The sequence below is a fragment of the Spirosoma pomorum genome, from assembly GCF_054776615.1.
Map to the genome: position 1 here is coordinate 22,385 of NZ_BAAHBP010000029.1, position 13,470 is coordinate 35,854.

General features: G+C 54.0%; 9 protein-coding genes. 3 read left to right on the forward strand and 6 right to left on the reverse strand.

The window, feature by feature from the left end; genetic code table 11:
- Positions 1-98 precede the first annotated feature (98 nt).
- Both ACYVAD_RS17630 and ACYVAD_RS17635 read left to right on the forward strand, forming a co-directional pair.
- Entirely contained in the window at positions 99-695 is a 597-nt protein-coding gene (locus ACYVAD_RS17630) for a MiaE family protein (RefSeq protein WP_461140836.1), read from the forward strand.
- Positions 696-780: 85 nt separating this feature from the next.
- A complete protein-coding gene (locus tag ACYVAD_RS17635) occupies positions 781-3,948 on the forward strand; it encodes a PD-(D/E)XK nuclease family protein (protein WP_461140837.1) in 3,168 nt (1,055 codons plus the stop codon).
- Between the two features lie 189 nt (positions 3,949-4,137).
- On the opposite strand, the gene ACYVAD_RS17640 is transcribed toward ACYVAD_RS17635, so the two are convergent.
- From ACYVAD_RS17640 to ACYVAD_RS17650, 3 genes are all read right to left on the reverse strand, one after another.
- Complete coding sequence (locus ACYVAD_RS17640; RefSeq protein ID WP_461140838.1) at positions 4,138-4,641, reverse strand: KdsC family phosphatase; 504 nt, start codon at positions 4,639-4,641, stop codon at positions 4,138-4,140.
- 19 nt (positions 4,642-4,660) lie between these two features.
- The gene (gene porQ / locus ACYVAD_RS17645; protein ID WP_461140839.1) at positions 4,661-5,692 is read right to left on the reverse strand and encodes a type IX secretion system protein PorQ; all 1,032 of its coding nucleotides are present in this window, start codon (positions 5,690-5,692) and stop codon (positions 4,661-4,663) included.
- A gap of 76 nt (positions 5,693-5,768) precedes the next feature.
- Complete coding sequence (locus tag ACYVAD_RS17650) at positions 5,769-6,416, reverse strand: hypothetical protein (RefSeq protein WP_461140840.1); 648 nt, start codon at positions 6,414-6,416, stop codon at positions 5,769-5,771.
- A 303-nt stretch (positions 6,417-6,719) separates the two neighbouring features.
- Here ACYVAD_RS17650 and ACYVAD_RS17655 point away from each other — a divergent pair, with 303 nt between their 5' ends.
- Positions 6,720-6,980: a hypothetical protein gene (locus ACYVAD_RS17655; protein ID WP_461140841.1), complete on the forward strand. Its 261-nt coding sequence runs from the start codon at positions 6,720-6,722 to the stop codon at positions 6,978-6,980.
- A gap of 114 nt (positions 6,981-7,094) precedes the next feature.
- Here the strand turns inward: ACYVAD_RS17655 and ACYVAD_RS17660 are convergent, their stop codons facing one another.
- From ACYVAD_RS17660 to ACYVAD_RS17670, 3 genes are read right to left on the reverse strand one after another with little or no spacing between them, the layout of a single operon-like run.
- The gene (locus tag ACYVAD_RS17660; protein ID WP_461140842.1) at positions 7,095-7,808 is read right to left on the reverse strand and encodes a VIT1/CCC1 transporter family protein; all 714 of its coding nucleotides are present in this window, start codon (positions 7,806-7,808) and stop codon (positions 7,095-7,097) included.
- 2 nt (positions 7,809-7,810) lie between these two features.
- Entirely contained in the window at positions 7,811-9,007 is a 1,197-nt protein-coding gene (locus ACYVAD_RS17665) for an efflux RND transporter periplasmic adaptor subunit (RefSeq protein ID WP_461140843.1), read from the reverse strand.
- A 20-nt stretch (positions 9,008-9,027) separates the two neighbouring features.
- Entirely contained in the window at positions 9,028-13,461 is a 4,434-nt protein-coding gene (locus ACYVAD_RS17670) for a CusA/CzcA family heavy metal efflux RND transporter (protein WP_461140844.1), read from the reverse strand.
- Between the last annotated feature and the right edge of the window lie 9 nt (positions 13,462-13,470).

Below are 13,470 nucleotides of genomic sequence, written 5' to 3' on the forward strand. Positions count from 1 at the left end.
AATTTAATGACAGTTACTACCTCTCTAACACCAAAAAACGGCATTGAGTTGATTTGTTGGTGAGGTATTATCTTTGACTAAAAAAGGCCGAACGTCCTATGTCGCTTACTACCCTGGGCTTAGAATTGCCGACCGACCCGCGCTGGGTCAATATTGCCGAAATGAACATCGGCGACATACTGATTGATCACGCGTACTGCGAGCAGAAAGCCGCGTCTTCCTGTATTTCGCTCATTGTCATGTATGCCGATAAAGTTGAGATCGTCGAGACGCTGACGCCTATTGTGGCCGAGGAGTGGGGCCATTTTCAGCGGGTGCTCAAGGAACTTCGCAAACGGAATATTCCTCTCGGACGCCAGCGTAAGGACGAGTACGTCAACCTGCTGCGGACCAGGCTGCGCCGGTCGATCGGTGACCAAAACGAGCAGCTCATGGATAACCTCCTGATGAACGCGCTGATCGAAGCCCGAAGCTGCGAACGGTTTAAACTGCTGTCTGAGCATATAACCGATGAGGGGTTACGCAAATTCTATCACGAACTGATGGTGTCGGAAGCGGGGCACTATCGGGCCTTTATCGAACTGGCCGAAACGTACGTACCCGCCACGCGGGTGCGCGAGCGCTGGAAGGAGTTTCTGGCCGCCGAAGCTGAAATTCTGTTGACCATGACCGTCCGGGGCGATCGAATGCATTAAAACTACTCTGAATGGTGCTGATGGTCGAGCGGGGAACTGTATCTTTACTATCCGACTTTGCTTAGTAGCGCCGTCCAAGTACTAAATGACTTTTCTCCAACAAACCGCTCAACGAATTTTTGACGCCCACGGCCCCAGCCTGAGTGATGTCTGGGTAATCCTGCCCACCCGCCGGGCGGTGTCGGTTTTTCTGGACGAACTGGCCATGCAGTCCGACCGGCCGTTTCTGGCCCCACATGCGCTGGCCGTTGATGATTTTATTACCCAGGCATCAGGGCTGCAACTGATTGACTCGGTAAGTCTGTTATTCGAGTTATACGACGTATTTCGGGAGATCGATCCGCTGGTTGAGTTCGAGCAATTTATCGGCTGGGCTTCGGTGCTGCTGGCCGACTTCGACCGGATCGATCAGTATCTAATCAATCCCAGCGAACTGTTTTCGTACCTGACTGCTGCCAAAGCCATTGAACGCTGGCAGCCGGATCTGCCGCCCTCAGCCAAAGCAATCACCGAAACACCCGGCACGGCCCGTTATTTCAAGTTATTCGAAAACCTGCACGTTACGTACACGAATCTGCGCAACCGACTGATTGATCAGGGACTGGCGTACCGAGGAATGGCGTACCGGCTGCTGGCCGAGCAGGTCGATACGTTGATTCGAGATAACCTGGCTTACGAGAAAGTCTATTTCGTGGGCTTCAACGCCCTAAGCCGCGCCGAAGAACAAATCATCCGTGTGCTGGTTGAGGCCCAAAAGGCCGAACTGTTCTGGGACGCTGACCAGTACTACGTCGAGAATCCTCAGCAGGAAGCGGGGGAGTTTTTACGGCGATACCAGAAAAACGGCTGGCTTTTCTCCCGAGAGAACCGCGCCGACCTCCAGCAACTGTCCAATAACCTCCTCGGTACTGACAAACGTATTCGTGTCATTGGCGTTCCCAACGCCAGTATGCAGACGAAAGTAGCGGGAAAGCTATACGGGGAATGGAAAAGCGAGGGGTTAGGGGCGGAGGGTATGGGGTTAAGGGCTGAGGACTTGGGGCTTGAGGTTATAGAGTATGAGAATGAGCGTGTTGATCATAGCGTTGTCGACGAATATATGTCAACCGCGCCCCGCGCTCAATTCGGTCAACTTTCTCTTTTTGACGCACTCCCCACGCCCAACCCCTCTGCCCCGCGCCCAAAGCCCACCCGTACGGCGATTGTGCTAGCGGATGAGACGCTGCTGGTGCCGATGCTGTACGCGCTCGATGAGAGCGTAACCGATCTGAACGTAACGATGGGTCTGTCGTTGCGGAGTTCGCTGCTGTTCACACTGGTTGATACGTTGTTCGAGATGCAGCGGACGGTGCATGAGTTCCGGACGAAAGATGGGCGCGATCTGCGGATTCCAAAGTTCCACCATCGCCATGTTGTGAAAGTGCTCAATCACCCGTTCGTGAAGCAATATGAGCGGATCAACGGGCTGATGTGGCCGGGTGGAATGCGGGATAACGGTGTGGTAGAGCCACCCGAGCCGCTGTTTCAATGGATTGCCAAGAAGATCGTTACGGATCAGCTCGTGTATCTAACCGAGAAGGATTTGCGGGGGTTGAGTCAGACCGAAGACGGAACCGACGATCCGCTGATCCGAATACTATTCACGCGCTGGCCCAACGACGATCCGACCAAAGCCATTCGTACGTTCTACGAACTGATCGAACAGCTCCGGGAGGTGTACCGTCAGAGTCAGGACGCGATCGAGATCGAATACCTGTATCTATTTCATACCCAGCTCAAACAGCTGGAAACTACGCTCGAACGCCAGGCGCTGGACAAAAATCATACGCCCGTTACGGTGAAAAGCTTCCGGCAGTTTCTGTACGAATTGATCCGGCAGACGAGTATCCCGTTTACCAGCGAGGGTAACAGCCAGTTGCAGGTGATGGGGATGCTTGAAACCCGGGCGCTGGACTTTGACCGGGTCATAATTCTGTCGGTCAACGAAGGTACCCTGCCGCAGTCCCGGAAGCAGAACTCCCTGATTCCGTTCGACATTGCGTCGGAATTGCACCTGCCAACGTACCGCGAGCAGGAAGCCGTAATGGCGTATCACTTTTACCGGCTGCTTCAGCGGGCGTCGGACATTGTGCTGCTGCATACTACTTCGACTGACGCTTACGGCAGTAGTCGGGGTGAAGTCAGCAGGTTTGTGCGCCAGTTAGAACATGAGCTTGTTCCGCAATCGAAAGGCCGAATCAGCCTGAGTAAACCGACGGTCCGTTTCGGGCGGCCCGGCCAGAGTCATATTGCCGACATAACTGAGCTAACCATCCCGAAAACCGAGGCCATCCGCGAACGGCTGCTGGAGCGGCTGAAAAAAACGGGTCTGTATCCCTCGCAGTTGAATCAGTTTATCAGCTGTTCCATGCGGTTCTACTTCAGTCAGATCGTGAAAATCAGCGAAGAGGAAGAAGTGGAGGAGAAAATGGGCTCGGCCGACCTCGGTAACTGGCTGCACACTGTGCTGGAACGGCTGGATAAGGAATATCGTCTGGAAGGGAAGCCTGTTGAAGAAGAAGACGTTGTCCGGCTGCTGAAAGAAGAGTTTACGAATACGATGAAAGGCCGCGTCGTGGAGTCGGGTATGAACCTGCTGCTCTACGACATGGCTCACCGATTAATGCTTGACTTCCAGCGGCAGCAGCGCGAACTAACGGATCTGATCGTGATCGGTACCGAACAAACCCTGGAAACCTGGCTGACGATTCCGCTCGGTATTGACGATTCGGTCAAGGTTCGGGTTGCTGGTAAAATCGACCGAATCGAGCGACTAGGGAACAAAATCCGGATTGTCGATTATAAAACGGGAAAGGTCGATCTCAAAAGCATAAAAGATACTGAGGGACTAAAAGAAGCGCTTCGCCACAACGGTAAGGAAGATAAGATGCGTCAGCTCTGGCTGTACCGCTACCTGGCTCTGAAAAATATCCGTGAGCACGGCGGTTTGCCCCGCGACAAAGCCCGCAAACAAATATACCCGATCAATAACCTTCCCGTCGAAGCGGGTTTTTACTCCTTCCGCGACGTGAGTGGCGGTTTCAAAACCAATCCTGTCTCGTTCGGGGCCGACGATGAACAGTACATCGTTGAATCCGAGGAACTGCTACAGGAACTGATTTTACGGATGCTGGACACGGGTACGCCCTTCCGCAAAACCGACCAGCTCGATAGCTGTACGTACTGCGACTACAAAGGCATCTGCGGCCGGTAAGCAGATCACCGAAGATACATTAGATTATTTTTGTCATGCTGACGAAGGAAGCATCTTCGGTAATCAAAACAAGTTCGTTACCGAAGATGCTTCCTTCGTCAGCATGACAAAAAAGGTAGTCTGAAATACTACAAACTATTGGTGGTTTTGCACTTAATCATAATAGATTGTCTCGGGCCGCTACGGTCGCTAGAGCCCCTGTTTGGCTTCGATAATCAGTTCAGCCACTTCGCGGAAGCAGCCCTGTCCGCCATTCAATTCACAGCAGTAATCGACCACGGCTTTGTTGAATTTTGTCGCATCGGCAGGGCAGGCGGAGAAGCCAACGGCCTGTAAAATCGCCAGGTCGTTCACATCGTCGCCAATGAAGGCTACCTCCGACGCATCCAGGCCGTTACGTTCCAGAATCTCGGGCAGCAGCGAAAGTTTATCCTTCGCACCGAGGTGCAACTCTGTAATCTTTAGTTTGGCGGCTCGTGTTACGACAGACAGCGATCGTTCGCCCGTGACGATGCCGCTTTCGACACCCGCCTGTTCGCGCAGTCGCTCGACAGCCATGCCATCGCGAATGTTGAATCTTTTAAACATCTCCCCGTTTTCGCCGTAGTACACACCGGCGTCGGTCAGGACACCGTCGCAGTCGGTGAGCAGTAGTTTTATGCGGGCGGCTTTCGCCAGAATTACTGGGTTCATAAAAAGCAAGAAAAGCGGCTCAGCGCAGGAGCCGGTCAAGATCGATACGTAATGATAATTGGCTGGTTCCAGCCGTGGGGGCAGCCGCAAACCGGCCATAAGTCAACTGAAACCCACGCGCCTGCACCGACGCGCCGAATGAAATACCGGCCAGTCCGGCCCCCGTAGTCAGTTTGCCTTCCTGCCGCTTCTGGTGGTTATAGCCAAGCAGAAGGTGAACGTTACGGCTAAGCAGCAGTTCAGCTCCCACGCTCAGGTGCCGGGCCAGTTTTTCGCCCACACTGACAGTCCTGGGAATGGGATTGCCGTTCAGATCATATTGAACGTTCAGGCTTGGATCGTTATACGCTATGTCGAAGCGATGCAGATGGTGAGCCGTTATTGTTAGTCGAAAGGGGGCGTAACGCGGTTTGACCGTAACCCCCGCCTGAAGATCGAAAGGAAGCTCGGCATCCGTCGGGCCATAGTTTCGGATGAGGTAGCCCACATTTTTGGCCACCAGGCCAAAGGTCAGTTCCTGCTTCGGGTGCCGCCAGATACCACCAAAATCAGCCAGTACGCCAAAGGCTGAATACGTTTCAATGGCCGACCCAACCGCTTTGATTGTGGCACCCAGCGTAAAATTACCTTCGGTGCGGGCGTGGGTTAGGCTGACGGCGTAATCATTGGCCGAGAACGTACCGAGCGTATTTCCCGCCGGGTCGGTCATGTCAAATTGTCCATAACTCAGGTATTGCATTCCCACCGCCCATTTACCCCCCGAGCGGATGGGAAGTCCGTAGTGGAGTGTGTAGTACTTGGCCGCTGCCAGGTACGGCATCAGGCTGATTGATAGTTGATTCGTCGTCAGCGAATCAGCTAGGGCGGGGTTATTGAGGTAATATGCAGCATCGGGCCGGGTTGCGGTGGCAACCTGCCCGCCGAGGGCTCCTACGCGGGCGTGGGTTGGTAAATCAAGAAAGGAGAAAACGCGCTGCCCACCCAGCGGTTGGGCATGACCCAGCAGAGGAGTGAGAAATCCAACAAATACGAGGATGTAAAGCGCTTTCAAGCCAGGAACGGGCAGTTTCCTGCAAAGAAACGTCAATTTTCAGACAGTTTCAGCCGATTGGCGTAGCAACAGTCTGCTAGTGTTTTTCTCTATCTGAAAATTGTAGCCCTGTTAATTCAATCAAGAAATTACAGCACTGGTAGTAGGTACTGTTAACCTTCGGCATGAATCGGTCGACGACATGATACCGATCAGGTAATTTGCCTTCCAGTATCCAACTGGAACCGTCCAAGCCAAGCACATCTTCATTAGTGGATAACTGCCAGAATGCGGCCCGACTTACTTTTTGAGTAAACGTATTGTAAGTTTTTTGATCAAGTTTTTTTCGGTTGGTAATTAGTTGAGGACTGGACGTCTTATCATGCACCTTCCAGACAAGCCAAGAGGTTCCTTTGTATTCTTCCAGGCGAATAACAACTGGTGGGTGAAAGGCGCGCAGCCAGGTAAGCCGATAAATGACCGTATCGGAATGGTTACGGTAAAGAACTGGCTCGTTTAAAATTGCCAGAACTTCAGAGTAACGTCGGTTCATGAATGGATCAAGTCCTACGTATACGGAGCTGTCGGGCGATAGCACCAGTGGGAAGTAATATGACGCGAGGTCTTTTGGCGCAATCCGATCTCGCGGAACGGGAATACGCTTTGCTAGATCGATAAGGTCCTGCCCCTGACTGATAGTAGCCAAAAGATACAAGCCGAAGACCAAGACGAGAAACTGTTTCATGGCGATACAAGGATGAATGTTGATAGGATTTTTTCCTCGATTCCACAGAAATTAATGTACTAAAATGGCCAACACAATATGTACTGGCCATTGATCACTACAGCTCTCTAAAAGAAGTCCTTGATTATGGAAGCAAAGTTCGGCTCATTACGGCGGACGCACGTTTCTATTTAGGCCAATTACATTCGAATTTGGGACATAAACCTACTTCTTCGAGTAAATAGGCCGAGAAAAAGACCAAATTGACACTCCCGCAAACTCAATACTGTGAAAGCAGTTCTCTGTCTATAAATGACATAGACGATGAGAACGGAACGGGAGAAAAAATTAATTACGAAATATTGGCTGTTTGGTGGCAGTGGTGCGATGTTGCTGGGCAGTGGACTAGCTACGTTGCTCCACGGCAGTAAACTGAAAGAAGTGAATGCCGACCCCTGGTTCTGGGTCAGCACGGCAGGCTTTGCCCTGATCATGTCGGGCATCAGTATGATTGGCGATGCCAACCGCTTCCGCACCATGGCCGATGTCATCAAAGAACTGGACGCGCGCGGGCTGGACAAATAGGGCTGGTACATTTGCCCCACAGTTTCGTAGCGTTAGCTATAAACAGGAACAATTCACCGACAAAGTCGGTGAATTGTTCCTGTTTATAGCTAACGCTACGAAACTGACCGCGGATCAGGCATTGAAAAAGCGGGCCACCCCGAAAGCAGCCGCGGCCGCTACTGCACCAATGATTGTTACTTTGATCGCACCACTGACGGGTGGCTGGCCGGTGACTTTACTTTTGAAAAAGCCGAAGACGAATAGGCACAGCAACGTCAGTCCGCAGGAATACACCAGGGCATCGTGCGGATGACTCAGCATAAGGTAGGGAAGTAGAGGAACCAGCCCACCCACTACGTAGGAAAGCCCAATGGTGAGGGCGCTTTTGGTCGCTCGTCTGGGATCAGGTTCGTCGAGCCCCAGCTCATATTTCATCATGAAATCCACCCATTTGGTCTTGTCTTTGGCTAGCTCATCGGCAATGGCTTCCTGCAAAGCAGCATTGAGTCCCATATCGGCAAATATGTCGCGTACTTCCTGCTTCTCCCGTTCCGGCACCGATTCTACTTCGGCCACCTCGCGTCGGCGTTCGGACTCGTAATGATCGACTTCGGTACGACCAGCAAGGTAGCCACCTAGGCCCATGGCGATGGAGCCCGCCACGATCTCAGCAACTCCGGCGGTAACGACCAGCGAGGAACTGGCGACCGCCCCGCTCAAGCCAGCGGCCAGCGCGAATGGAACGGTGAGCCCGTCGGACATACCAATGACAATGTCCGAGATTACGGCCGAGCTGCGTAGGTGCTGTTCTTCGTGGGGTTGGTGGTAAGGAGGGATGTGTGCCATGGTTACTCTTCTTCGCTGTTGTTAAGTTTAGCTAGTAAGCTGTACGCGCCATTGACGACAACCGGCGTAATGGCGGGGTTTACAGCCGAGGGGAACGTCACCGCTACGTAGCCCTTTTCCCGAACGCCCGTTTTTACTTCCACCTGCTGAAACTGATAGCTGACGGGGTTGCCCTGCTTCTTCTCCAGGACGTACACCAGCGACTTGCCACCGTAACTGACAACGGCCGCTTCGGGCAGCGTTTGCAGGGGTTGCGTTCGTACATCGACCAGCGCCGATACGTAGCCACCTGGAATGAAATCATCAGTATAGTCATCGGGGTGGGCCAGTACGGAAACAGTCCGATCAGCGGCAATGGACTTGCCAATCAGGAAAATCTCCCCCCGATGGATAAAGGACGGATCGCCACCCATGCCGAAGTGAACAACCTGCCCGGCATGAATCCGGCTGATGTCTTTTTCGAAAATACTGAGCCGGACGTGCAGGTGATCAACGTTAGTAATCTCGACCAGGATGTCGGATGGGTTGAGGAAGCGCCCGTTGTTGACCGGTACGTTGGTTACAAAGCCCGAGACCGGCGACGGAATGGTTACCTGACGGGTCAGCTGACTCGGGCTGAGTTTACTGGGATTAATGTGCAGGATGGCTAACCGCTGCGCCATCCCGGCCAGCTGCGCCTGCAAACTCTGCCGGTTCGCCCGTACCTGCTGAAACTGCTTCAGCGCGTTTACGTTATCGCGGCTCAGTTCCTGCTGACGGGCATAATCCAGATCGGCGAATTCCAGCTTTGCTTTCGTATCCAGATAATCCTGTTGTAGCTGAATGTACTCGGGGTTTTCCAGCACAACCAGCGGCTGTCCTTTACGAACTTTCATGCCCGGCTCCAGGTCGATTTTTCGAATGTAGCCACCGAAGGGTACCGTCACCGAAACCAAATTCGAGGCTGGTACGTCGATTGTTCCGTTTGCTTTGAGCGTGGTATTAAGCGTCCGTAACGCCGGCTGGCCGAGCTGAATGGCTGCGACGTCGTATTGGGCCTGTGTGAGTGAAACCCGGATTGGTCCTGAATTGGTGGAGTCGCTTTGGGCTGGCGTTGCTTCGGTCGGGTTAGCGTCTGCTTTATCCGCTTGGTTGTCGGATGAGCTACAGCCTGCCACTAGAAGAAGGGTCAGGAGCGATACAGAAAGTAAGGGATGCATGGTATACGGCATGGGTCAGATCAGGAATTGCCCAGTAAGTAGTTGATGTAGAGTACAGATTGGTTGTATTGGTTGAGCAGATCAAGGTAGTTCGACCGGATGGTGAAGGCTTGTTGCAGGGCCAGGGAGAATTCGACGTAGCCGATGTCGCCACCGCTAAACGCGCGTTGGGCATTGTTCTGAATCAGAGCTGCTTGCGATAGCCCGTTCGTTTCGTAATAGGTCAGCGCCTGCTGGTACTGCTGGTATTGCCCGACGGCCTGTTTCAGTTGCTGACTCAGTGCAAACTGCCGGTTTCTTAGCTCCGTCTGCGCGAGTTGCTCCCCGATACGAGCGGCATTGATCCGCGCTTTCTGCGGCTGGCCGATCAGGGGGAACGTAACGCCGACCTGTCCCCCGCTAAACCGGTAGCCGGGACCGAAATACAGTTCCTGCCCGTCGATCAACTGATTGCCAATGAGCGTCTGGCTGAACAGTCCAACCAGAAAATCGGGTTTCTGCCGGGCTTGCTCCACCAGCCGGCTTTGTTCCGCCACCCGAATCTGCTCCTGTAGTTGCCGGAGTTGCGGATTCCGAGCCAGCGCTATACTGTCCTGAATCCCGTCGATGGTCAGTTTTGGGAGCGGTTCGGTGGTTACCTCGATGGGCTGAGGGTTATACAGCAACGATTGCAACTGACTTCGGCTCGCGATGAGACTTGCTTCGTTCTGCGCTAGTTTGACCCGCTGATCGGCCAGCTGGCTTTCCGCCGTCGCCTTCTCCAGACTACCCGTTTCCCCGGTTTTGACCCGCAGCGTAGCCGCCTTGACGAACTCGGTCAGTACGGTGTCCTGCTGCTGAAAAAGCTGCCGCTTCCGGTACAGATAGTTCAGTTCGTAATAAGCGGACTTGACCCCGTACTGAATATCGTTTTGCGTAACGGCTACCTCCGCCTGGCGCGCGCTGACTGTCTGGTCGTTCAGCTGGGCTAACCGACGCATCAGAGTCGGATTCGGGATGGTTTGTGTCAGAGTGAGGTTGTTATCGAATCGGCGGCTATTGTATTGTCCCAGCATAAGTGTAGCCGACAGCCGCCCGGCATCATAAGCTGTTCGGCGTAACGCCTGCTGCTGACTGACACCCAGATTTGCCGTTTGTAACTGGCCGTTGCGCGTCGTAGCCTGCTGAATGGCCTGCTGCAACGTAACTTGCTGCGGACCTTGTGCCCAGCCCGTCGTGGCAAGTCCTAGCAACAGGACAAGGCTGGCAATTTTTGCCGGGGTGGATACCTTTGACGCCTGGGCTGCCTGCGCTTCCTTGTCCACGGCTTTTCGCTCGAACAACGAATACAGGATGGGTAGTACAATGAGCGTCAGCAACGTAGCCGTCAGTAAGCCACCGATCACGACGGTAGCCAGTGGTTTCTGTACTTCAGCGCCCGCTGAGTTCGACAGCGCCATTGGAATGAAACCGAACGACGCGACCAGGGCCGTCATGATAACCGGCCGTAGTCGCACCTCGGCCCCCTGCCGGATAATTTCGGTCATGTCGGTAAGTCCTTCCTCGTGTCGAAGCCGGTTAAATTCCGCGATCAGGACAATACCATTCAGTACGGCCACCCCAAACAGGGCGATGAAACCAACGCCCGCCGAAATACTGAACGGCATCCCCCGAATCAGCAGCGCAAACACGCCCCCAATGGCCGCCATTGGAATCGCCATGAAAATGAGCAGGCTCTGCCGAACGGAATGGAACGTAAAAAACAGTAGAGCAAAAATCAGGGCGAGGGCAATCGGTACGGCAATGCTCAACCGTTGCTTGGCATCGACCAGATTCTGAAACTGGCCACCGTATTTGATGGAGTAGCCGGGCGGAAATTTGATCCGCTGCCCCACTTTCTGCTGCAACTCCGTGACAATGCTTTCGACATCGCGACTTCCCCGCACGTTGAAACCCAGCGTGATCCGTCGGTGGGTATCGTCCCGCTGAATCTGGTTGGGGGCTTCCTGGACCGTTACCTGGGCGATCTGCCCAAGCGGGATTTGCTGGGCGGGACCGGCGGCACTAGCCGGAACCGATACGTACACATTTTGAATATCCTCGACGCTCTGCCGTTTGTCGGCGGCCAGCCGAACGACCAGATCGAACCGTTTCTCACCTTCAAAGACCAGCCCCGCCGACTGCCCGGCAAAGGCGGTATTGATCACCCGGTTCACGTCTGTTACGTTCAGCCCAAACTTGGCGATCTGCGCCCGGTCGAGCCGGATCAGAATTTGCGAGAGGCCGCCAACCTGCTCGATGTACAGGTCTTTGGCCCCGTCGATGGTTCGGATCAGTCCGCCCACCTGCTCGGCCAGTTTCGTGAGCTGCCCCAGATCTTCGCCGTAAATCTTCAACGCTACGTCCTGCCGCGCGCCGGTCATCAGCTCGTTGAAGCGCATCTGCACGGGTTGCTGAAACCCGAACGTAACGCCCGGAATAACCGACAGCGCTTCGGCCATTTTTCCGGCCAGTTCATCGCGGGTGGTGGCGGACGTCCAGTCATCTTTGGGTTTCAGAATAACCATCAGGTCGGAGGCTTCGATGGGCATGGGATCGGTCGGAATTTCGCCGGAGCCGATTTTTCCCACTACCTGTTCAACCTCCGGGAACTGCTTGAGCAGAATCCGCTGGGCTTTCAACGTAGCATCGACGGTTTCGGACAGCGAGCTACCCGTCAGGGTGCGCGTATCGACGGCGAAGTCACCTTCGTCGAGCTGCGGAATAAATTCGCCCCCCATGCGGGAGAATAGAAACAGCGCAGCGCCCAGCAGCAGAACGGCACTGCCCAGAATCAACACCCGGTGGTTAAGGGCGCGTAGCAGAATCGGTTCGTAAACGCGATGAATCCGTTTGAGAATCCGGTCGGAAAACGATTCTTTGTGCTCAATTTTCTTGCTGAGCAGCAAGGCCGATACCATTGGTACGTAGGTGAGCGATAGAATGAAAGCCCCCAGAATAGCAAAGGCAACTGTCAAAGCCATCGGTCGAAACATCTTCCCTTCGATCCCCGATAAAGCCAGAATTGGCAGGTAAACAATCAGAATAATGATTTCGCCAAAAGCCGCCGACGACCGAATGCGCCCTGCCGATTGATACACTTCATCGTCCATTTCATCCTGGGTCAGGAACTCGACGTCAGAGGGCGTCTTCATCCGCTCGTTCATGCGCGAATGAATGTGATGCAATGTGGCTTCAACAATGATCACCGCCCCGTCGACGATCAACCCGAAGTCGATAGCGCCCAGACTCATCAGATTGCCCGACACGCCGAAAAGGTTCATCATCGAAATGGCAAACAGCAAGGCGAGCGGAATGACGGACGCCACCACAATGCCCGCCCGGAAATTCCCTAGCAGCAGTACCAGCACCACAATTACAATGGTGGCCCCTTCCAGCAGATTACGCTCCACTGTACCGATAGCGCTGTTCACCATTTTGGTGCGATCCAGAAACGGTATGATTTGCACCCCAGGGGGAAGCGTCTGCTGAATCTGGGTGATTTTTTCTTTTACCCGCTTGATAACCGCCGACGAGTTTTCGCCTTTGATCATCATGACCACGGCACCTACCGTTTCGCCTTCGCCGTTACGAGTTACGGCACCGTAGCGTACCGCCGATCCGATCTGGACCTGGGCTACGTCACGAACGCGCACCGGTAACCCCTGGTCATTCAGGCGTATCACGATGTCAGCGATGTCAGCGGTCGACCGGATCAGGCCGTCGGAGCGGATGAAGAAGGCATTCGGCTTCTTATCGATGTAAGCACCACCCGTGTTCTGATTGTTTTGCTGAAGCGCCGTATACAGGTCGGTAATGGTGATGCCAAGGCTCCGTAAGCGGTCGGGGTCAACGGCAATCTCATACTGTTTCAGCAAGCCACCGAACCCACTGACGTCGGCTACACCGGGCGTCCCCAGCAGAGCCCGGCGGATGGTCCAGTCCTGAATAGTACGTAGGTCGGCCAGCGAATAACGGTTTTCGAAGCCTTTCTTCGGGATGACCGTGTACTGAAAGATTTCGCCCAAGCCGGTGGTAACGGGAGCCATCACTGGCGTACCGACTCCAGGCGGAATCTGGCCGATTACGTTCTGTAATCGCTCGCTGATCTGCTGGCGGGCCCAGTATACATCTGTCGCATCGGAAAATACGACGGTGACGATGGACAGCCCGAAGCGGGAAAATGAGCGGATTTCGGTCAGGCCGGGGATATTCGACAGACCCACTTCGATCGGGAACGTCACCAGACGTTCGATGTCTTCGGCCGCCAGCGATGGGCTGCTGGTGATAACCTGCACCTGATTATTGGTGATATCAGGTACGGCATCGATCGGCAGTTGCGACACCGACCAGATACCCCACCCAACCAGCGCCAAGGTAAACAGGCCGACAATCAATTTATTATGGATTGAAAAATGAATAATTGCGTTCAACATCGCGACGAC